This is a genomic window from Blautia sp. aa_0143, from assembly GCF_004167315.1.
Taxonomy (GTDB): Bacteria; Bacillota; Clostridia; order Lachnospirales; family Lachnospiraceae; genus Blautia_A; species Blautia_A fusiformis.
This window is the reverse complement of record NZ_RCXU01000021.1, coordinates 42,184-62,288: the sequence shown is the minus strand read 5'-3', so window position 1 is coordinate 62,288 and position 20,105 is coordinate 42,184. Positions and strand designations below refer to the sequence as shown.

Annotated in this window: 20 protein-coding genes and 3 pseudogenes; 2 read left to right on the top strand and 21 right to left on the bottom strand. The window is 41.9% G+C overall.

Going from position 1 to position 20,105, the window contains the following annotated elements:
• Positions 1-6: 6 nt before the first annotated feature.
• From hisB to EAI83_RS11845, 11 genes are all read right to left on the bottom strand, one after another.
• A complete protein-coding gene (hisB, locus tag EAI83_RS11895; protein ID WP_021976578.1) occupies positions 7-594 on the bottom strand; it encodes an imidazoleglycerol-phosphate dehydratase HisB in 588 nt (195 codons plus the stop codon).
• Entirely contained in the window at positions 594-1,904 is a 1,311-nt protein-coding gene (hisD, locus tag EAI83_RS11890; RefSeq protein WP_015524922.1) for a histidinol dehydrogenase, read from the bottom strand. Before hisD ends, hisB begins: the two co-directional genes overlap by 1 nt.
• Positions 1,905-1,954: 50 nt before the next feature.
• Positions 1,955-2,593 (bottom strand): ATP phosphoribosyltransferase, encoded by a 639-nt coding sequence (hisG, locus tag EAI83_RS11885; protein WP_015524921.1) that lies wholly within the window; start codon positions 2,591-2,593, stop codon positions 1,955-1,957.
• Positions 2,593-3,714, bottom strand: a complete 1,122-nt coding sequence (gene hisZ / locus EAI83_RS11880) for an ATP phosphoribosyltransferase regulatory subunit (protein ID WP_129975485.1) — start codon at positions 3,712-3,714, stop codon at positions 2,593-2,595. The genes hisG and hisZ overlap by 1 nt, the downstream gene beginning before the upstream one ends.
• Before the next feature lie 110 nt (positions 3,715-3,824).
• Positions 3,825-4,358, bottom strand: a complete 534-nt coding sequence (locus EAI83_RS11875; protein ID WP_129975483.1) for a Holliday junction resolvase RecU — start codon at positions 4,356-4,358, stop codon at positions 3,825-3,827.
• Positions 4,359-4,370: 12 nt separating this feature from the next.
• The gene (gene lepB / locus EAI83_RS11870; protein WP_022426337.1) at positions 4,371-4,928 is read right to left on the bottom strand and encodes a signal peptidase I; all 558 of its coding nucleotides are present in this window, start codon (positions 4,926-4,928) and stop codon (positions 4,371-4,373) included.
• Positions 4,912-5,880 carry an RluA family pseudouridine synthase gene (locus EAI83_RS11865; protein WP_021651486.1) on the bottom strand — a complete coding sequence of 323 codons (969 nt, stop codon included), beginning with the start codon at positions 5,878-5,880 and terminating at the stop codon, positions 4,912-4,914. The genes lepB and EAI83_RS11865 overlap by 17 nt, the downstream gene beginning before the upstream one ends.
• Positions 5,881-5,892: 12 nt before the next feature.
• Positions 5,893-6,513, bottom strand: a complete 621-nt coding sequence (locus tag EAI83_RS11860; RefSeq protein WP_021651487.1) for a hypothetical protein — start codon at positions 6,511-6,513, stop codon at positions 5,893-5,895.
• Positions 6,476-8,350 (bottom strand): YgiQ family radical SAM protein, encoded by a 1,875-nt coding sequence (locus tag EAI83_RS11855; protein WP_022426339.1) that lies wholly within the window; start codon positions 8,348-8,350, stop codon positions 6,476-6,478. Before EAI83_RS11855 ends, EAI83_RS11860 begins: the two co-directional genes overlap by 38 nt.
• A gap of 46 nt (positions 8,351-8,396) precedes the next feature.
• The gene (locus EAI83_RS11850) at positions 8,397-9,209 is read right to left on the bottom strand and encodes a GTP pyrophosphokinase (protein ID WP_015524915.1); all 813 of its coding nucleotides are present in this window, start codon (positions 9,207-9,209) and stop codon (positions 8,397-8,399) included.
• 278 nt (positions 9,210-9,487) lie between these two features.
• On the bottom strand, positions 9,488-10,933 hold the full coding sequence (locus tag EAI83_RS11845; protein ID WP_129975481.1) for an aminoacyl-histidine dipeptidase: 1,446 nt from the start codon (positions 10,931-10,933) through the stop codon (positions 9,488-9,490).
• Positions 10,934-11,015: 82 nt separating this feature from the next.
• Between EAI83_RS11845 and EAI83_RS11840 the strand changes: the two genes are divergently transcribed.
• Positions 11,016-11,951 carry a sporulation integral membrane protein YlbJ gene (locus tag EAI83_RS11840; RefSeq protein ID WP_021651491.1) on the top strand — a complete coding sequence of 312 codons (936 nt, stop codon included), beginning with the start codon at positions 11,016-11,018 and terminating at the stop codon, positions 11,949-11,951.
• Here the strand turns inward: EAI83_RS11840 and EAI83_RS11835 are convergent.
• The 5 genes and pseudogenes from EAI83_RS11835 to EAI83_RS11815 form a co-directional block, all read right to left on the bottom strand.
• On the bottom strand, positions 11,928-12,566 hold the full coding sequence (locus EAI83_RS11835; protein ID WP_015524911.1) for a hypothetical protein: 639 nt from the start codon (positions 12,564-12,566) through the stop codon (positions 11,928-11,930). The genes EAI83_RS11840 and EAI83_RS11835 overlap by 24 nt on opposite strands.
• Before the next feature lie 12 nt (positions 12,567-12,578).
• A complete protein-coding gene (gene coaD / locus EAI83_RS11830) occupies positions 12,579-13,073 on the bottom strand; it encodes a pantetheine-phosphate adenylyltransferase (RefSeq protein WP_015524910.1) in 495 nt (164 codons plus the stop codon).
• 15 nt (positions 13,074-13,088) lie between these two features.
• The gene (gene rsmD, locus EAI83_RS11825) at positions 13,089-13,637 is read right to left on the bottom strand and encodes a 16S rRNA (guanine(966)-N(2))-methyltransferase RsmD (RefSeq protein WP_015524909.1); all 549 of its coding nucleotides are present in this window, start codon (positions 13,635-13,637) and stop codon (positions 13,089-13,091) included.
• Positions 13,634-14,029, bottom strand: a complete 396-nt coding sequence (locus EAI83_RS11820) for a methylglyoxal synthase (RefSeq protein ID WP_129975479.1) — start codon at positions 14,027-14,029, stop codon at positions 13,634-13,636. Before EAI83_RS11820 ends, rsmD begins: the two co-directional genes overlap by 4 nt.
• Before the next feature lie 172 nt (positions 14,030-14,201).
• A pseudogene (locus EAI83_RS11815) lies at positions 14,202-14,831 on the bottom strand (DNA/RNA non-specific endonuclease); the annotation flags it as partial.
• Between the two features lie 475 nt (positions 14,832-15,306).
• Here EAI83_RS11815 and EAI83_RS17905 point away from each other — a divergent pair.
• Positions 15,307-15,492, top strand: a pseudogene (locus tag EAI83_RS17905) (small, acid-soluble spore protein, alpha/beta type); the annotation flags it as partial.
• A 494-nt stretch (positions 15,493-15,986) separates the two neighbouring features.
• Here the strand turns inward: EAI83_RS17905 and EAI83_RS17605 are convergent.
• The 5 genes and pseudogenes from EAI83_RS17605 to EAI83_RS11790 all read right to left on the bottom strand — a co-directional run.
• Positions 15,987-17,096: pseudogene (locus tag EAI83_RS17605) on the bottom strand (recombinase family protein); the annotation flags it as partial.
• A 308-nt stretch (positions 17,097-17,404) separates the two neighbouring features.
• Positions 17,405-17,620 (bottom strand): hypothetical protein, encoded by a 216-nt coding sequence (locus tag EAI83_RS11805; RefSeq protein WP_129975475.1) that lies wholly within the window; start codon positions 17,618-17,620, stop codon positions 17,405-17,407.
• Complete coding sequence (locus EAI83_RS11800) at positions 17,613-18,095, bottom strand: hypothetical protein (protein ID WP_129975473.1); 483 nt, start codon at positions 18,093-18,095, stop codon at positions 17,613-17,615. The genes EAI83_RS11805 and EAI83_RS11800 overlap by 8 nt, the downstream gene beginning before the upstream one ends.
• A 2-nt stretch (positions 18,096-18,097) precedes the next feature.
• Positions 18,098-18,298: a hypothetical protein gene (locus tag EAI83_RS11795; protein WP_129975471.1), complete on the bottom strand. Its 201-nt coding sequence runs from the start codon at positions 18,296-18,298 to the stop codon at positions 18,098-18,100.
• 291 nt (positions 18,299-18,589) lie between these two features.
• On the bottom strand, positions 18,590-19,273 hold the full coding sequence (locus EAI83_RS11790; protein WP_129975469.1) for a hypothetical protein: 684 nt from the start codon (positions 19,271-19,273) through the stop codon (positions 18,590-18,592).
• Positions 19,274-20,105: the final 832 nt, after the last annotated feature.

Below are 20,105 nucleotides of genomic sequence, written 5' to 3'. Positions count from 1 at the left end.
TCTGTATCAGAGGCTTCCCTTGGTAGAAAGCACGTCTGTGATCCGGGAATCGTACTGTGTGGCTGCATCAAGGGCTTTCGCAAAGCTTTTAAACATGGCCTCTGCCACATGATGGCTGTTTCCTCCGGAAAGAACCTTGATGTGAAGATTCATTGCTGCGGAATAGGATACTGCATAAAAGAATTCCTTTACCATCTCTGTAGCCATATCTCCTATTTTTTCCGTAGAAAACTCTGCATCCCATCCGAGATAAGGTCTTCCGGAAAGATCTACTGCGCAGAGCACAAGCACTTCATCCATAGGAAGGATACAGCTGCCGTAACGTTTGATCCCTTTTTTGTCGCCAACTGCCTCACGGATAGCGTTTCCAAGGACGATCCCTGTATCTTCAATGGTGTGATGATCATCTACATTCAGATCACCGTGGACTCTCAGCGTAAGATCATACAGTCCATGGCGCGTAAAACCGTCCAGCATATGGTCAAAAAAGCCAATGCCTGTATCAATATCGGAACTTCCTGTTCCATCAATATTCAGCTGCAGACGTATCTGCGTTTCTTTTGTGTTTCTTTCGATCAGTGCTTCTCTTGCCATTATTCGTTCTCCTTGTCCTCTTCCTCAAAACGGACTGCAATGGAATTTGCGTGTGCAGTCAGCTGTTCCGATGTGGCAAACTGGATAATGTCCTTGTGGATCTTTCGGAGTGCTTCCCTGGAATAATATACAATACTGGATTTTTTGATAAAATCATCTACAGAAAGTGCGGAGAAAAATTTGGCGGTTCCATTGGTAGGAAGTACGTGGTTTGGTCCTGCAAAATAATCTCCAAGGGGTTCAGAGCTGTGCTCTCCGATAAAGATCGCACCTGCATTTCGTACCTTCATCATATCTTCAAAAGGATTCTTTGTGACGATCTCCATATGCTCAGAAGCAATTTCATTGGCAGCCTCAATGGCCTCGTCCATATCTTCTGCGATCAGGATATAACCAAAGTTCTCCAGGGATTTCTCAATAATGGCTTTTCTGGAAAGTACCTCAACAAAACCTCTGACTTCTTTATCTACCTGATCTGCAAATTCCTCATTTGTTGTGATCAGGATCGCAGATGCCATCTCATCATGTTCTGCCTGAGAAAGAAGATCTGCTGCAATATAACGAGGATTTGCAGTCTCATCTGCAAGAACGAGGATCTCGCTTGGGCCGGCAATAGAATCAATGCTTACGTATCCATAAACTGCCTTTTTTGCAAGCGCAACAAAAATATTTCCGGGTCCTACGATCTTGTCAACCTTTGGAATACTCTCGGTTCCATATGCAAGTGCTCCGATGGCCTGTGCACCACCCACTTTATAGATTTCATCTGCTCCGGCTTCGTTGGCAGCAACAAGTGTGCTTGGATTTACTTTTCCGTCTTTTCCAGGAGGTGTTGTCATTACAATACGGTCAACACCGGCAACTTTTGCAGGAACGATATTCATAAGCACGGAAGACGGATATACAGCCTTTCCACCGGGAACGTAAACACCTACACAGTTCAGAGCGGTTACCTTCTGACCAAGCATGGTTCCGTCTGTTGTGCTTGTGAACCAGCTGTTCTGAAGTTGCTTTTCGTGATAGCTGCGGATATTCACCAATGCTTTTTTGATCACATCGATCAGGGAAGGATCTACCAGCTTGTATGCTTCCTCGATCTCCTCAGGGGTTACACGGATCGTATCCTTTGTCACTTCGACTTTATCAAATTCTCTGGTAAATGCAAATAACGCGGTATCTCCCTCTGCTTTTACTTTGGCAAGGATATTTGCTACTGCATCCTCGTATTTTCCATAATTATTAGGGCTTCTTTTTAAGAGAGTTTCCAGAATATCTTTTGTAGATTCTTTGGTGAGTTTTACCTTACGCATAATAAATTCTGCCTTCTTTCTGTATTTTGGAGGTTCATCTGTTGTTCAGTTTATTTGATCACACCTCGAAGTTCCGTGATCAGTTTGCGGATCCGTTCATCTTCCATTTTCATGCTGACCTGATTGACTACCATACGTGCAGACAGCGGGCAGACTTCTTCCAGCACCTTCAGGCCATTCTCGCGAAGGGTGCTTCCGGTTTCCACGATATCCACGATAACCTCGGAAAGTCCTACGATCGGTGCAAGCTCGATGGAACCGTTCAGCTTAATGATCTCCACAGTCTGATGCTTTTTGTTATAGAAGTAATCCTTTGCAATATTTGGATATTTTGTAGCTACACGGATCAGCTGATTGTTATTCAGGACTTCTCTGGCGCTTTCAGGGCCGCATACGCACATGCGGCATGCTCCAAATCCAAGATCCATAACCTCATATAGCTTTCTTCCTTCTTCCAGAATGGTATCCTTACCTACGATACCGATATCTGCTGCACCATACTCTACATAAGTCGGCACATCCGGACCTTTTGCAAGGAAAAACTTCAGCTTCAGTTCCTCATTGGTAAAGATCAGCTTTCGGGAATCTTTGTCACGCATCTCCTCACATGTAATACCGATCTTCTCAAACATATCCAGTGTTTTGCTGGCCAGACGCCCTTTTGTGAGGGCAAATGTAAGATATCTCATCAGTCCTGCTCCTCCTTTGCCGGGCACAATGCCACTTTTTTACCTTTATTTCGAAGCGCCATTGCTTCCTGGATCGCTTTTTTCAGATTTCCCGGATCATAGGTGATCACAATGGTTTTATCGCCAGCCGGAACAGCCAGCTTCTGTCTGGAAAGCGCGAGCATCAGGTTATCGACCACAATGGCAAATCCAATGGAAGAAGCCGGTTTTCCGAAATGCTTCATCAATTCGTTGTAGCGTCCGCCCTTGATCAGGGGTTCACCGGTTCTATATGTATAAGCCTGGAAAATGATCCCTGTATAATAACGGAACTTACTGAGCATTCCAAAATCAAAAGCAATGTATTTCTCACAGCCGTATACTTTCAGGATCTCATAAATTTCTTCCAGTCGTTTTACTGCAGAAAGTGCTTCCGGATTGGAGGTGAGTTTTTTTGCTTTTTCCAGCACTTCTGCTGAACCGAACATCTGAGGCAGTTCAGCAAAAGCCTTGGAAAGGTTATCACCTAAATTCTGTCCCTTAAGAAGTTCTTCCACACCAAAATAATTCTTCTGAGAGATCAGCTCACGAAGATGCTCTTCTATCTCCGGCTCCAGATCTGCCTCTGCAAGCAGGGATTTATAATAATCTACCTGGCCTACGCTAACCTGGAATTCGGTAAGTCCTGCTGCCTTCAGACACTCCACGGTCATAGCAAGGATCTCAGCATCTGCTGCTGCAGAATCATCTCCCATATGCTCAACACCCATCTGAGTATTTTCCTTCATCTGACCTCTGTAACTGGAATTGTTGATAAATGTATTTCCGGTATAACAAAGTCTTACAGGTCCTTTTTCCGGATCAAAATAAGTTGCACATGCTCTGGAAACAGACGGTGTAAAGTCAGGTCTGAGGACAAGTGTGTTTCCCTCTCTGTCAAAAAATTTATATAAATCCTTGGATGGGATCGTTCCTACTTCATTGCTGAACACTTCAAAATACTCAAATCCCGGTGTTTCTATATCTTCATATCCATATCTTGAAAACACCTGGTGGAGCTCCCTCTGGAGCCGTTTTTTGCGGCTGCATTCCTCTCCATAAATGTCCCGCACACCTTCAGGTGTATGAAAAATACGCTGCATGTTCATTTCCTCCGTAACACGTTTTGAGATTTTCTGTGTTCCACTTTAATTCGCTACCATGCTACCACAGAAAAACTTAAATTTGATTATATAGGAAACCTTTCCAAAAGTCAATCCCGTAATTGCAGATCTTTCTGGATCCCTTCCAGATAAGGAACCAGAAATCCATTTTTTCCGGAAAGATAAAATTCCTCGTCCAGCTCTTCCCGACGAAAACTTTTTCGTCCGCCGTCTTCCATCCTTTTCCAGAATTCCTTCAGCTTACGAAGGGTAAGATAATAAAAAACATTATCTGCGCTGAAATAGATCAGAAAAAAAGCAATCCCCTTCTGCTTTTCAAACTCATCCATAAATGATACCTGATGAGGATGAATGTTCGCAAGGGGAAAAGTTTTTACACAACATTCTTTTGCATCGAAGCAGACAGGGATTCCCTGTACTGCTCCGATATAATCTACGGTACTTTTCTGTTCAAAATATGCCAGCGTGATATGCCGGGAGGTTTTATCCATTTTAACCGGAGTGATCGGCGTCGGAATTTTCTGGATGAGGGCCAGTCCCTTTTCCCTGTACTGCTCATTGGTACGATTGATAAGTTCCTCCAGAGTAGAACCACGAAGTCCTCTGCTGTTCCATGTTGCCATAAAGTCTGCCCTTTAATTTAGAAGTTTGATGGATGGGAAATAACGGATCTCCGCCTTTCCGACGATCTGATCAAACTGTACATATGTATTCTGCCAGTATCGGGAATCCTTGGAATTGTTACGGTTGTCGCCCATCATAAAGTAACAGTTTTCCGGTACTTCGTATGGTCCGAAGCTTCCAAGAGGAGTTTCCGACACAAAGGAATCATCCAGAGGTGTCTCTGAATCATTGATATAAACTTTACCATCTTTGATCTCTACTTTATCTCCAGGAAGACCGATGATACGTTTGATGAACAGCTGGGACTCATCATCCGGATATTTGAAGATTACAATATCAAAGCGTTCCGGATCTTTCCATTTTTTTGAGATCTCGTGACCAAATACATCCATATTCAGACCATAGGCCAGACGATAGCCAAAGATACGATCCCCGGTCATAATGGTATTTTCCATAGATTCTGACGGAATCTTTGCATTGATCAGTACTACATTGTTGATAACTAGGACTACAACTACCACGATGATGATCATCTTGACGTAATCCCATATTTCATTCCAGATTTTCATAATAACTCTCCTCCAACTTTTCCTCTTTTAGTGTTCTGAGAAAGATTTCCGGAAGCGGTGCCGTAAAGACCTTCCCGGATAAATATGACAGGCTTCCTTTCATAGATGGAAACTCCATTCGAAAAGAATGAAGCAGCTGTCCTTTCAGTTTTTTATCGGCTTTTCCATATTTGGGATCACCAACAATCGAATGTCCCTCCGAAGCAAGGTGAGCTCGGATCTGATGTGCACGTCCTGTGATCAGTTCAACCTTAAGAAGGGTACGGGTTCCATTGGTACCCAACGGATAATACTTTGTTTCCACTGGAAGGGCATTTTCTTTCTCTTGTTTATAGATGGTTACTTTGTTGCTTTTTTTATCTTTTGCCAGATAACCTTTGATATATCTTTCTTCTTTTAAAACTCCCTCCACAAGACAGAGGTAATATTTATGAAGTTCCCTGGACTTGAACATCCCTGAAAGTTCCTGCAGACCGGAAAGGCTTTTGCCTGCCGCTATCAGTCCGCTGGTATTGCGGTCAAGGCGGTTGCATACGGAAGGACGAAAGGTTCTCAGATCATTCTCTGTAAGAGAGCCATTTTTCAGAAGATAGCCAGTCAGATATTCTACCAGTGAAGGGGTTCCGTCATCAGCAGGCTGAGAAAGCATTCCTGCCGGTTTGTTGATCAACAGGATATTTTCATCCTCGTAAATGATATCCAGAGCATAATGTGCCCGTGGAGCAGAATCATTTCCGCTGAATTTTTCAAATGTTTCATCACTTAAAAACAGTTTTACATGATCTCCTGAAAACAGCTTTTCATTCCCGGTGGCTTTTTTTCCATTGAGCGTGATATTTTTTTTCCTCATCATTTTGTAGAAAAAGCTCTTTGGAGCTTCACGGAGAAGCTTGGCCAGATATTTGTCAAAACGCTGTCCGGCCTCGTTTTCGTTAATGATAAATTCTTTCATTATATAATGCTCCTACAGACAGATTGCCAGGATCGTATGTTTGATCAGTTCTTCCCTGGAAAGATCCGGGTATCGCTCATCCGGCGTGAATTTAATCCCGTTTCTTAAAGATTCTTTGTGCTCATTCATGGAATCCAGACGTTCCAGATAGGGTTTCAGGTCCCTCAGGATCTTTACATCTACTTTATATCCGTTTTTACGGATGATTTTCTGTGACTGCTCTGCAAGGTAGGCGATATCTGCTTTTGGATCACTGGTATAACCCACTACTGTATTTCCGCACACGGCAACAGCGTCCAGATAACCGCTTTTCTCATAAAAAGTCATGTACATTTCATAGGACATGACCAGGTCACCGGCATGCTTGCGGATCTCTTTATAGAGCTTTTCATCCATAGGATGACGTAACAGGATCATGATCAGGCTTACCATGGATTTACATCCTGGCAGACAGCCTACTACGGTCAGAACCGTCCAGACTGTCATTCTTGTTCCGTTGACGGCCCACGCCACAAAGAAAATGAGCAGTGGAAGCGAAAATAATCCTGCGGTGATCAGGAGTCTTCGTTTTTTTTCGCTGTTAAAATAACCGAAATCACCTTTTTTTGTTTTTCTTTTTCTGGTATCTTTCATGTGCCGAACTCCTTGTCTGTGTTTTTTTGGCTTTTTTATGAAGCTCTCTGGGACGGATCAGACATTTCGGTCCAAAGCCGACCAGATCCATACGTCCGGTCATCTTAAGTCCTTCCAGGACCAGTTCGCGATTTTCCGGATTTTTATACTGCATCAGTGCTCGCTGTATTGCTTTTTCGTGTGGATTTTTCGGCACATATACCTTTTCGCCTGTCAGCGGATGGATTCCTGTGTAATACATACAGGTAGAAAGTGTTGATGGCGTTGGATAAAAATCCTGAACCTGCTCCGGCGTAAATCCAAGATCACGGACGTATTCCGCAAGCTTCACGGCTTCCTTCATTGTACACCCGGGATGGGACGACATGAAATACGGAACGGCATATTGCTGCTTACCAGTCCGCGCATTTGCTTTTTCATATTCCTTCAGAAAGCCCTCATAAACCTCGTGCCTGGGTTTGCCCATAAACTTCAGGACTTCATCAGAAACATGCTCCGGTGCTACTCGCAGCTGACCGCTGATGTGATATTTCACAAGCTCATTAAGAAAAGTTTTATCCGGATCTGCCATCAGATAATCAAACCGAATGCCGGAACGGACAAAAACTTTTTTAACTTTGGGGATATTCCTGACCTTTCTGAGAAGCTGAAGATAATCCTTGTGGTCTACCGTCAGATTCTTACACGGAGAAGGAAACAGGCACTGTCGCTCCTTGCAGACTCCTTTTGTCAGCTGCTTTTTGCAGGAAGGATAACGAAAATCAGCCGTAGGGCCTCCTACATCATGGATATAGCCTTTAAAATCCGGATCCTCCGTCATCTTTTCAGCTTCTTTCAGAATGGAATCGTGACTTCTTGTCTGAAGGATACGGCCCTGATGAAAGGTCAGCGCACAGAAATTACAGCTTCCAAAGCATCCTCTGTTGCTGGTCAGACTGAATTTGATCTCTTTCAGTGCCGGGATCCCGCCTTCTTTCTGGTACATGGGATGATATCGTCCTGTATAAGGCAGATCGTAAACATCGTCCATTTCCATCTGCGTCAGAGGCTGAGATGGTGGATTCTGTATCACATATCCACGGTTCCCATAAGATTCTGCCAGAGGCTTTGCTGTAAATGGATCCGTGTTTCGGTACTGAATGGCAAAGCTGTCCGCGTAAGCTTTTTTATCAGTCTGTACCTGTTCAAATGACGGAAGGACCACCGGATCGTAAACCCTGCTGATATCGTGGCTTTTAAAAACCGTCCCTGCCACATATGTGATCTCCTGGACCGGAATCCCGCTTTGCAGGGCTTCTGCGATCTCCAGGATGGAATGTTCCCCCATTCCATAAGAAATCAGATCCGCACCGGAATCGATCAGAATACTGTGCTTGACCTTATTTTCCCAATAATCGTAATGTGCCATTCTTCGAAGGCTGGCTTCGATCCCGCCAAGAATGATAGGCGTATGTTTATAGGTCTGCCGGATCAGATTGCTGTATACAACAGAAGCCCTGTCCGGTCTTAATCCCATTTTTCCTCCCGGAGAATAGGCATCTGTGCTTCGGTGCTTTTTGGAAACCGTATAATGATTCACCATGGAATCCATGTTTCCTGCTGTAACGAGAAAACCCAGGCGCGGTTCCCCGAACACCTGGATGCTCTCCTTCTTTCGCCAGTCAGGCTGAGGGATCATGCCTACACGATATCCTCTGCTTTCCAGAAGACGTCCAATGATCGCAGATCCAAAAGACGGATGATCCACATAGGCATCTCCTGTCACGTAGACAAAATCCAACTCATCCCAGCCTCTTGACTTCATATCTTCTCTTGTAACTGGTAAAAAATCCTGCATTTATAATTCCTCGTATGTATGTGTATTAGTACTGTCTGCCCTGTGTTCATATGCTGTGATGGACTGCCTGGGCACGATAACCCTCTGCAATGATATCCAACTGCCTGTGGAAGCGTTCCAGCTGACGCAGATCCTTGGTTTTGAATACCCGCAGGAACTCATCCTGTATTTTGCTGACTTCCCGTTCACTGGAAACACGGTAGAGATTTTCAATATTATTCAGAATATCCTTTACAAGATTGGACTGCATCTGAGATGAATTCTGGGCATCCATGATCTCATTGCGCACAGAAGACATTTCATGATCCAGCGAAATGATCGCATCGGATGCTTTACTAAGACGTTCTGCTACATGAGGAGGCATATCACCTTTGTATTTATACTGAAGAGAATGTTCGATCGTTGCCCAGAAATTCATTGCCATGGTACGGATCTGTATTTCTACCTGAAGCCGTTTCGGCCCATGAATAGTCTCCACTGTATAATAAAGGATCATGTGATAACTCCGGTAACCGCTCTGCTTGATATGCGTCAGATAGTTCTTTTCACTTTTGACTTCCATATCTGTTCTTTTTCGGATGATCGCAGCAACGGTATCGATATCTTCTTCAAACTGACATATGATCCGTACTCCTGCCAGATCTTCCATTTCTGTTTCCAGCTGTTCGATCGGGATATCTTTACGCTGCATTTTCTCCAGGATACTGGAAACGCTTTTTACTCTTCCACTGACTTGTTCAATGGGAGAATAACGATCATTTTCGTGATACTCTTCTATCATATGTTTAAACTTGACTGTCAGTTCTTTGACAGCCAGCTCGTAAGGGCACAAAATACTTCGCCATAACTGTATTTCCATGTTGCTCGCTCCTTATCATCTGCCGCCAGTCTCTTTTTGGTTTTGGTGACAGCGGCATACATTTTTTATTATAACATATGTTTTGGAAAAAAAGGGATTGTTTATCAATTTTTTATTAAAAAAATATAGAATTATTTTCCTTTTTGTGTGATGCATCCACAAATCTATATATATGTATAATTCTGTATTTTATGAATATTTTTTATCAGGGCATAAAAATACCCTGGAGAAACCTTACGTCTCTCCAGGGTAAAAGTTCGAACATACTCCGAACGGGATCAGTCTTTCAGATTTTTGAGAACCTGTACAAGATAGTTCCATACTCTTTCTGTGGAAGCAATGCTGAGAACCTCCTCGGATGTATGGATATCCTTCATATCCGGTCCAAGGGATACGCAGTCCAGTCCTTCCATTTTTTTATAGAAAAGCCCGCATTCAAGGCCTGCGTGGATCGCTACGACTTCAGGCTTATGTCCGTACATTTCCTCAAAAACTGCAACCATTTTATCTCGTAATGGAGATTCCTTTCTGTACTCCCATGCCGGGTATGCACCCTGTACTTCATAGTCACCACCAAGAATTTCTGTGAGATATTCAATCTTATCAGATAATGCACTGCATGCAGCGTCTACAGAGCTTCTTACACTGGAACTTGCAAAAAGCTCGTCCCTATCCAGACGGAGGATACCGATATTGCTGGAGGTTTCCACCAGGCCTTTGATGGTTCCGCTCATTTTCTGGATTCCGAATGGTACATTCTGCAGATAAAATACGATCTTTTCCTGACTTGTAGGATGAAGAACCTCTGCTGTTGCAGTACCCTTTTCTGTTATTTCAAAAGTAATGTTTTCGTCAGAACCAGTATATTCTTCACGGAGCTGCTCCTGGAGCTCTTTTGCGTAAGCTTTTACCTCAGCAACGGAATCCGTAAGAAATTCTGCGGTGCACTCTCTTGTAATGGCATTGTCTTTCTGTCCGCCTGTAAGAGAAATAAGGGCATATTCCGCTTTTTTCTTAAGTCCGTAAAGAAACCGTCCCATAAGTTTATTGGCATTCGCTCTGTTCTTGTCAATCTCGGCACCGGAATGTCCGCCCATAAGTCCACAGACTTTGACCTGTACCTTTTCTCCTTCTCCTTCTACGCGCTGGACAGGGATATGGCTGATACCGGAAAGACCGCCGGCACAGCTGATCCAGAGACTTCCCTCCGCTTCAGAATCCAGATTGATAAATCTTCTTCCCTTCAGCACGCTGCAGTCCAGACCGACTGCACCAAGAAGACCAATCTCCTCATCAACCGTGAGCAGTACTTCAAGAGGAGGGTGTGGAATATCTGTACTGTCAAGAAGGGCAAGGCCATAAGCAACTGCAATACCATCATCACCGCCAAGAGTTGTTCCGTTGGCTGTGATATAACCATCTTTTACAGAGATGTTCAAACCATCTTTTGTAAAATCATGATCTACATCCGGTCGTTTTTCACATACCATGTCCATGTGGCCCTGGATGATCACTGTGGGAGAATTCTCATATCCTGGTGTGCCTGGCTTGTAGATCACTACATTATTCAGCTCATCCTGTACATATCTGAATCCATGATCCTTCGCGAATTCCACAAGGAAATCACTGATCTGTTTTGTATTTCTGGAACCATGAGGAATCTTGCAGATTTCTTCAAAATAATGAAAAACTCTCTTTGGTTCACAATTTTCTAATACTGGCATAAATTCTGCCTCCTTCTGCTTCATAAATTCATTTGTCTTTTATAATAATCATATACTGTAAAAAAAGCAAGGACCTGTTTTTATGAAACGAAAAATAATCATATTTTTCTATATCTGCCTGTTGTTTTTTCTGCTTTTTCACCCAAAAGAAGCTCTTACCGGAGTAAAAAATGGACTTGGATTGTGGTTGAATATCATGATTCCCACTCTGCTGCCATTTCTGATCCTGACAGGAGCATTATTAAAAACTGGAAATATCCGGAAGCTTCTGAAACCATCTGCTTTCTTCTGGAAAACGTTTTTCGGGCTTTCACCTGCTGGAGCCTATGTTCTGATCCTGGGTCTGTTATGCGGATATCCTATGGGAGCCAAACTGGCACATGATCTGTACATAGACCAGCAGATTTCCCGCAGAGAAGGGGAATATCTTCTTACGTTTAGCTGTAATGCAAGTCCCGCATTTATCATTTCCTATCTTTCCGGGATACTCTTGAAAAATAAGATATCAGCAGTACAGATGATCCTCACTTTTCTGGCGGCAGATCTCTTTTGTATGCTGTTTTTTCGTTTCGTTGTATATCGCGGGCATACCGTGGACTCTGTCTGCGTAAACAAGATAAAAAAAGAGACATACCAACAGGACTCCATAGGAGTCATCCTGGATGTCTCGATCATGGACGGATTTGAAACCATCACACGTCTCGGGGGCTATATTCTCCTCTTCTCACTGATACTCGCCAGTATCAGCTTTTACTGGCCATTTCATGCACAAAGCTGTATGCTGTTCACAGCACCACTGGAACTAACTACCGGGCTGAAACAGATTGCCGGCGCACCACTGCCATGGAAAAGCAGATACCTTGCTTCTATGCTCCTGACTTCTTTTGGTGGCTTTTGCGTCATGGCTCAGACAAAAAGCGTATTGGAAAACAGTTTGTCACTGATCCCCTACGCCATTTCAAAATGTCTGAACGCCAGTGCGATATTCCTGATCCTAGTTTTCTCCGATATCGTCTAACAGATCTTCGTCTTCTTTTGTTATAGAAGAACTGTCATCATCCTGGAAGGTATTGGAGATTGCCGCTGCCTGAGCAGTCTGTGGTGCAAGCTCCTGACGATTATGATTAACAACCTCAAGGCAGCTCTGCAGAGCATCAATAAATGCTTTGTATTTACCACCGGCATCTTCAAGTGTCTGATTCAGGACAGAACCGATATTAGCCATCATATCATCTGTGTATGTGATCGCACTGAGACGAATGCTGTTTGCATCCTGTGTTGCAGAATCAAGAATCTCCTGAGCCTGCTTGTTTGCAGCATTTATGGTCTCATTTGCCTGTGCATATGCTTTCTGCATGATCTCATGCTGTGTAACAAGTTCCTGAGCTTTGGCCTGAGCATCTGCGATCAGACTGTCAGCTTTAGCCTGAGCATCCTCAAGGATCGCATCCTTATTGCTGATGATCTTCTGATAACGTTTGATCTCATCCGGAGTTTTCAGACGAAGTTCACGTAAATACTCCTCAATCTCTTCTTTGTTCACTACGATCTTGGTAGTGGAAAGAGGCTGGAATTTACAGCTGTCCACATACTCTTCAATCTCCTGAATAATCTGTTCAATTCTGCTGCTCATAATACACTCTCCTTATTTCTCTGTTTCTCTTTTTTTCAATTTCTCTTCGACTGCATCCGTAATCTCACGTGGAGCGAATTTGCTCAGATCTCCTCCGAAATTAGCAACTTCTTTCATGATCGTGGAGCTTAAGTATGCATATTCCAGACTGGTTGTAAGAAAAACGGTGTCCACATCCGGTGCCAGAACACGATTAGTCTGGGCCATCTGCAGTTCATATTCAAAATCCGTGACAGCACGAAGCCCTCGAACGATCACCTGGGCATGGTTTTCCCTGGCAAAGTTCACTGACAGGCCCTCGAATGCTTTCACCTCCACATTCGGGATATCTTTTGTCGCCTTTGTTAGTATCTTAACACGTTCTTCTACAGAAAACAACGGACTTTTTGCAGAATTATGCAAAACTCCCACTATAACCCGGTCAAATGAAATGCTTGCCCGCTTAATGATGTCAAGATGGCCATAGGTTGCCGGGTCAAAGCTTCCCGGGTATACTGCTGTTATCATATGTCTGTCTCTCTTTCATTTTTTTAGGAAAACATGCTTGTTGGTTTTATATTCCTTGGAACGTACCAGATGATATCCAAGGTCCTCTACATAAGAAAAATCCGTATGTAGATCTTCCTCCACAACGATCAGCGTGTTTTCATCTGCAAGAGTGCTGTCAGCCAGATACTCAAGGACTGGTTGTTCCAGATGCTGTTCGTATGGTGCATCCATAAAAATACAGTCAAATGGTTCTCCGCCTTCCAGTGAACGCAGTGCCTGAAGCACATCCATGTTCAGCAGTTTACCACCATCCGTGAGTTTTGTAAATGAAAGATTTTCGCGGATGCAAGTACATGCTTTGGGATTTTTTTCCACAAACACGGCATACTCGGCTCCACGGCTCAGAGCTTCAATACCGATCGCTCCGCTTCCGGAAAACAGATCCAGAAACCGACAACCCGGTATTTCAGGCTGGAGAATGTTAAAAAGAGTTTCCTTAATACGGTCTGTTGTTGGTCGTGTCTCATTTCCGGGAATGGTTTTTAAGTTTAATCTACGTGCTTTTCCTGCTATGACTCTCATTTCAGATTTAATCTCCAATCCAGATCACCGCGGGCCAGTCCAAGGATCAGAAGTTCCGCAGTGGCAATATTTGTAGCAACCGGAATGTTGTACTGGTCGCAGCGTTTAACAATGCTCATGATATCCGGCTCTACCGGGTCCATCATGACAGGGTTATAAAACAGGATCACCATATCCAGATCCTGACGCTCTACCATCTCCATAAACTGCTTGTCTCCGCCTATACTTCCGGCAAGAAACTTGTGAACGTGAAGACTGGTTGCTTCCTCAATTCTTCTTCCTGTTGTTCCGGTTGCATATACTTCATGTTTGGTAAGGATATTCTTGTATGCAATACAGAAGTCTTCAATCAGAACTTTCTTACTGTTATGCGCAATAATTCCTAAATTCATAATTCACCTCTCCATTCTGCCCTTGGGTTACATCCCTTTTTCCCCTTTATATAGGTAAAATCATATAACTCTGTAACTGATTCTAGCATAACGCCCAAAAAAGTGCAATTTAATTCATGTAAATTCATGAAAAATTAATATTTTCCCCGGCGTTACTCCATATACTCTATTCTTCCCAGCTGTTTCCTGTAGTATAATCAATTTCAATTCCCGGCTGTATGTTATAAACAAAAACATGGAAAGATATCTTCTGGTCTTTAACGGATTCGGCTTCCATTTCCACACCCCGGGCTACCAGTTCATCTCCCTTAAAAAACGGAGTTACACGATACATGCAGGGATTTCCTGTACTGTGCACGTAATCTGCAACCTCATTTTCAAAAGGAAGCATTCCCGTCACATTGAGATATCTGGTTCCTGTGATAAGGTTTTTCTTGTTTGCATTCTCTCCAGTCAGCTGATACCCGATAAGATGGCAGCGATTATACAGATACCTGCCATCTACATTTTCATATTTTACAGTATGCCATCCTGTAGGCTTCACCATTCCGATCGCTCCTCGCTCTTCGGCAGGCATCAGCTCCGGTGTGACCTTGGATTCTGCATAACCGCAGCGCCCTAGGGAATCCAGTTCACTATAAAATTCGTATGCAGGTCCTGCGCTTTTTTTATCAGAAAAAGAGGGTACATTTCTATTGATCTCCACATATGGACTGCCACTGTATTCTGGAATCTGATCCAGAGAAACAGATTCTGTCTGCCCTCCTGTCTTCGTCTGGGATTGTTTCAGCAATCCTGCCACTGCATCGGAAGCGGATTCCGAAACATCTTCCCAGAGGATCTGCGCATTTTCTTCTATATATGTAAGAAATACCTGTCCGAAGATCCGGCTTTGATCTTTTACCTCTTTCAGGCTCCGCGGCGGCATCCAGCCATTACATACTGCAAGGATGACACACAGGATAATGGCTGTGAGTATTTTTCGCCTGGGCTGTTTTTTTCGTTTATATTTTCGCTTGTATGTAGGATAACGCTTCTTTTTCACGGGACCCCCTTACTTTTTTTGTCTGACAGATATTATATGTGATGCAGAGATTATTATAACCGCAATTCCAGTCAAAAAGCAACCATACATTCGGTTTTTACTGCGGTATAATTTATGAACAGAAATATTTTTATATGTTAAATTTCCTTTAACTGCCAGTGTATTATTTTATGGTTTTCACATACTAGCAATGTAACATCAAACCAAATAACAACCAAGGAGGAAATGAATTATGCCAAGTAACACTTCTTCTAACAAAGCAGTTGTACCGGAAGCAAAGGGCGCACTTGACCGTTTCAAATATGAGGTAGCAAACGAGCTGGGTGTTCCGCTTACAGACGGATACAACGGAAACCTGACTTCCAAACAGAACGGATCCGTAGGCGGATATATGGTCAAAAAAAAGTATTCAGAACAACTCTGTTTACCCCGCTCGATTATTGACTTTTTTTTTACATCTCCGGTCTTTAAAAAGAACAAAATTTCGCACTCCTGCGGGCGCTTTGGATTTATTACTATTTTGTCCAAAAATTCTCCTAGAACCGTTTTGGTAATATCTTCCGGGCCAATTCCTTGTAAATCATTTAATATCTTGCCGATTTCTTTTAATTTCAAATGGGAATCTTTATTGGCTTCTTCTTTTGATTCCAGTTCGGAAAGTTTATTGTTTATGTTTTGGATTTCATTCTTGAATTTTTCGCTTTTTTCAAGGTATTCAGAATTTGTTATGATTCCATCCAGATTAAGGTCGAGAAGTTTGTCTTTCTTTTTCTCTAGCTGAAGAACCATGTTTTTAAGTCGGTTTATCTCAGCCCCATCGTTGCTGAAGTCTATGTTCTTTTCGACCAAACTTATATATCTTTCAATAGCTGCTTGGATATCACCAGATTTGTTGATAAGGTCTGCAAGCATTATTTTTAATTCTTTTTCATGTATTCCGAAAGAATTGCAGCTCTGTGCTCCATTTTTTATGCGATAACTGCATACCCATCTTACATCTTCACGTCCTCTTGCAGTGCGTTGTTTCATCCAATACGGCGCTCCATCGTCCCCGCAAAAGATATACCCGGTAAACAAATTGTTTTGTTTGAAAGACGTTCTATGGGATTTGATCGCATCGCTCCGTGTTTGCATAATGACATTTGCCTTATTCCATACAGATTCATCTACAATCTGCGGAACATGGTTCCCGTCGTCTTTGTACATTGTCCATTCGTCCTCTGGCAAAAACTCTTGCTTTTTAGTGAACATATCGACAACTTTTACTTTACCGCCGCAATAATAACCTTTGTATTTCGGATTTTTGATTATCTTTTTGATATTATCTCGGCTGAGTTTTCCGCCTTTGTAATTTCGATATCCTTTTTTGTACAGGTATTTTTCAATAGTGGACGTAGACCATTCTCCGGTAGAATACTTTTCAAATATTTCTTTTATCATCGGAGCTGTTTTGGGATCAACTGTAAGCTTTCCGTCTTTCTTGATGTAACCGTATATTCGTGATCCGAGGACTACACCATTTTTTATTGACTGTGCATGTCCGAATTTTATTCGATTGGAGAGTTTTCTTGATTCATCTTGGGCAATTCCGGACATTATAGTAAGTCGTAACTCACTATCTTCGTCAATCGTATTGATGTTGTCGTTTTGAAACCATACACACACACCATACATCAGTAATTCTCTTGTATATTTTATGCTGTCTAGCGTATTTCTCGCAAACCTGGTAATTTCTTTCGTTACAATCATATCAATCTTTCCAGTTTTGGCATCTGCCATCATGCGTTGAAATTCGTCCCTTTTCTCAGTTCTTATTCCCGATATTCCGTTGTCAATGTACGCACCAACAAACACCCAGTTTTTATTTTGTGCAATGAAGTTTCTGTAATATTCATCCTGGTGATGTATAGAAACCTGTTGGTCTTCTGATTCTGTGCTTACTCTTGCGTAAAACGCCACTTTTAATTTCAAGTCAAAAATGCTGCAAGTTTTTAGTATTTCTCTAGTACGATAAACGTTCATGCCCCGTTCTCCCTTCTAGTCGGAAGAGCAGAGATAAGATTATTATACCTTTAATCTCATCTCCGCTCAATAGTTTGGTTCAATTTTCAGAAAGAATCTGAATATCAATTTTTTCTTTCATTTCTCTGCTGATCAGTCCCTGAAGGTATATGCGTTCGTTCAACGCCAGTAATAACGCTTTGTTCATGTCGCACTCCTTTCTTTGACGAAAAGGTCCAGAATCCTTTTAAAACATTTTAGGCATATATTTCTATGTAAACTTATGTAAAATGGATTCTAGCGTTTTTTAGTTAATCAATTACTTTGTTTTACAAAAAATCAAATATATCCATCTGTCCTTTGATTTCATCTTCCTTTTCATCTGTGAAGAACTTGCAAGCAATGTAGTTTGGTTTCCAATCCACATCTCCATTGTAGTTCAGACACCTCGGATGCTTTCCGGGCCGGTACCGTAAACATTCATCGCATCTGTGATACGGGTTTGTTCCGCCGGAATCTTTGTACATTGCGCTTATCTTAATCATATGGATCACCCTCTTCAAATAAACTGTACTTTCTTAAAATTTCCACTTCGTGTTCGCACAACTTTATCTGGCATTCATTGTACAACTGCCGTGCAAGAGCACCGATAGTCGGTTTTCCTTCATTTGCCTGATGCACATATTTGTTACTCTTTTTCACTACGTTCATCAGCTGTTCCGGTTCAAAGTCGTATGCTCTATGCAGTGCCAAAAGCAATGTTACACTGTTCTCAACATTCGCCCAGTCCTGCCCTTCCGTAAACCCTTGTTCGAAACCGGCGTTGTAGCTTTTCTCTCTTTCTTCTTCCCTTGCGTTTTCTACAACTTTGTTCAAAACGCTCACGGTTCTATTGATCCCGTCTTCCTTGCCTTTCTGGTACGCTTTTTCAATCTCTTCATTTCTGGCTGCCAAAACTTTTTCTCTGGACTCGTCAAACATCCGCTGCATTTTTTCAATCTTTGCAGCTGAATAAGGCATAGTTACCGGTTTGCGTCAAAATTAACGCCGCTCTCGTGCACCATCTGGAAAATAGATCCCATTGCTGCCACTACGCAATCTTTTGAATAAGAATCAAACTCCATTCCTCTTGAAGTTAAATCTCTTTCCATTAAATCGACATAACGATTTGTGTAGTAGGAAAGTTGCGTGTTGAAATTTGCTACCTGTGTGTTTTCTGCCATTTTAATTCTCCTTTTCTATTTTTTATCTTCCTCGCAGGCACATACATAGTGAATCGAAATTCAAAATAAAAATATATGCTACGCTGTTCTAATCCTTGTTGTGTTATTATGTAGTGCCCTATTTTGATAGAATCTCAATCCACCGTGAATGCACCTGAGAGTTATGCTCAGTGGCATATGAAACAGAATGAATGTTTTATAATTTTCTATTTTTTGTTGTTTTAAAGTATTATATTTTTCTGTGTTTTCCGGGCATTCACCCGGATTCATATGCCACCGAACTGTTGTTATTTAACTGATTGTTACATTTTCTGGGTTAATATGATATCTTCCGTTTCCGTTTGCTCGCTGTGTTCCGATACCGATATATTTTCCACTGGTTTCAATCAGCTGCAAAACTGTCTCATGTGGAAATACAATATCCGGGCAAGATACTTCAATAGTGGTTCTCCAATTATGGAACACATTACTGCTGCAAAGAACTGGGCTTGCACTGATTCCAGATGTAGGAACAATGTTGTTTACCACTTCAACGCTCTCAAAGTCTACTGGACAAATTGATCCTGTCATTGAAAGAGAACGCTTAATATCTGTTCCTTTCTTACCTGTGGAATCTTTGAAGAAAGTAATAAATGTTTCCGTAAACGCTTTCTTAAATGCCTGAGTAAGAATGCAAGGGCGATTATCTTTCATGTATGACTCCCATTCTTCCTGTGTATAGAGAGAAATATCTTCATCGTGGAAAGTAATCGGTTTCTCCCAGTGAATGCCTGTGATAAGTCCCTCCCAGATGTTTTTACCCTGATTGTATATTTCCGGCATTTTTGTGCCTTTATCGTGAGCCTGTTTCCAGCATTCAGCCTGCTCGTAATATCTGCTTCTCTTGTGAAGGATCAGGTCTGTATCACCGATAAGTTCCAGTCTTAATGTTGTTTCCTTTAAAGGTTCGATTGTAAATGTTTTTGATTTTGCCATAATGTTTTCCCTCCGAAATTTTATGATTTGTTTTATAGTTTCTGTTTGCGCAAACACTCAAGCAGATTAATTCACAATAAATATTTTTTGTAATATATTATGCTGTTTTATTATGTGCTGTTCTATAATGTCTCATCCTATATTGCGGTTAATCCGCTTGAATCTTTACGCAAATTCCAGATGCACTTAGCTGACAATAGAAATCATGTCTTGTGCTATGCTATTGTTTACTGTATTATTTTGTTCTCGCATATAAGGTTTTGCGGTTTCCTATTATGACAGTTTCTACTGCCAGTTAAATACATCTAGTCGAGTTGAATGCTCGGTAGGTAACATGAATTGTCCTATAGTGTCCTATGCTGTCATATACTGAGTTATTCTTTACTTTCCTGTGACATTTTTCATGCCACCTACCCAATATTCAACTTTGTTTGGAGAACTGCTTTATAGACGATATAAACTGTGGTGTCATATAGTATTCTTTGCTTTTATTTCCTGTAATGTCCTGACGGTTATACCGCCTGTAAAACAGTCCTCCATTGAAGTGCTGTGCTTTGATGTTCTATGACCTTATGTCCTATTGTTTTTTGATTTATTTTTTATTAAGTGTTCCACAACACTTATCACTCTGCACAAGAGAAAGAGGTCCTGCACTATACTGAATTATTTTATTTTGTTTTGTTGTGAGTTATCCTATCTTTCTGCTTATGCAGACTAATAAATACTATGTTTTCCTACGCTCATAAACCTGTAAAATAAGTTCTGCCATGTTGTGTTCTGTTATGTGTTATATTGCGCTATTTTTTCTTGCCTATCTTACAGGCATATCAAC

Excerpts from the sequence above, each read along its gene's own strand:
- coaD (WP_015524910.1), bottom strand. The coding sequence starts at position 13,073 with ATGATAACAGCAGTATACCCGGGAAGCTTTGACCCGGCAACCTATGGC.
- EAI83_RS11850 (WP_015524915.1), bottom strand. The coding sequence starts at position 9,209 with ATGGAAATACAGTTATGGCGAAGTATTTTGTGCCCTTACGAGCTGGCT.
- hisG (WP_015524921.1), bottom strand. The coding sequence starts at position 2,593 with ATGAGATATCTTACATTTGCCCTCACAAAAGGGCGTCTGGCCAGCAAA.
- EAI83_RS11790 (WP_129975469.1), bottom strand. The coding sequence starts at position 19,273 with ATGGCAAAATCAAAAACATTTACAATCGAACCTTTAAAGGAAACAACA.
- rsmD (WP_015524909.1), bottom strand. The coding sequence starts at position 13,637 with ATGAGAGTCATAGCAGGAAAAGCACGTAGATTAAACTTAAAAACCATT.
- hisZ (WP_129975485.1), bottom strand. The coding sequence starts at position 3,714 with ATGCAGCGTATTTTTCATACACCTGAAGGTGTGCGGGACATTTATGGA.
- EAI83_RS11845 (WP_129975481.1), bottom strand. The coding sequence starts at position 10,933 with ATGCCAGTATTAGAAAATTGTGAACCAAAGAGAGTTTTTCATTATTTT.
- EAI83_RS11835 (WP_015524911.1), bottom strand. The coding sequence starts at position 12,566 with ATGAGCAGCAGAATTGAACAGATTATTCAGGAGATTGAAGAGTATGTG.
- EAI83_RS11860 (WP_021651487.1), bottom strand. The coding sequence starts at position 6,513 with ATGAAAGATACCAGAAAAAGAAAAACAAAAAAAGGTGATTTCGGTTAT.
- EAI83_RS11855 (WP_022426339.1), bottom strand. The coding sequence starts at position 8,350 with ATGCAGGATTTTTTACCAGTTACAAGAGAAGATATGAAGTCAAGAGGC.
- hisD (WP_015524922.1), bottom strand. The coding sequence starts at position 1,904 with ATGCGTAAGGTAAAACTCACCAAAGAATCTACAAAAGATATTCTGGAA.
- EAI83_RS11840 (WP_021651491.1), top strand. The coding sequence starts at position 11,016 with ATGAAACGAAAAATAATCATATTTTTCTATATCTGCCTGTTGTTTTTT.
- EAI83_RS11795 (WP_129975471.1), bottom strand. The coding sequence starts at position 18,298 with ATGGCAGAAAACACACAGGTAGCAAATTTCAACACGCAACTTTCCTAC.
- EAI83_RS11865 (WP_021651486.1), bottom strand. The coding sequence starts at position 5,880 with ATGAAAGAATTTATCATTAACGAAAACGAGGCCGGACAGCGTTTTGAC.
- EAI83_RS11800 (WP_129975473.1), bottom strand. The coding sequence starts at position 18,095 with ATGCCTTATTCAGCTGCAAAGATTGAAAAAATGCAGCGGATGTTTGAC.
- EAI83_RS11820 (WP_129975479.1), bottom strand. The coding sequence starts at position 14,029 with ATGAATTTAGGAATTATTGCGCATAACAGTAAGAAAGTTCTGATTGAA.
- hisB (WP_021976578.1), bottom strand. The coding sequence starts at position 594 with ATGGCAAGAGAAGCACTGATCGAAAGAAACACAAAAGAAACGCAGATA.
- lepB (WP_022426337.1), bottom strand. The coding sequence starts at position 4,928 with ATGAAAATCTGGAATGAAATATGGGATTACGTCAAGATGATCATCATC.
- EAI83_RS11875 (WP_129975483.1), bottom strand. The coding sequence starts at position 4,358 with ATGGCAACATGGAACAGCAGAGGACTTCGTGGTTCTACTCTGGAGGAA.
- EAI83_RS11805 (WP_129975475.1), bottom strand. The coding sequence starts at position 17,620 with ATGATTAAGATAAGCGCAATGTACAAAGATTCCGGCGGAACAAACCCG.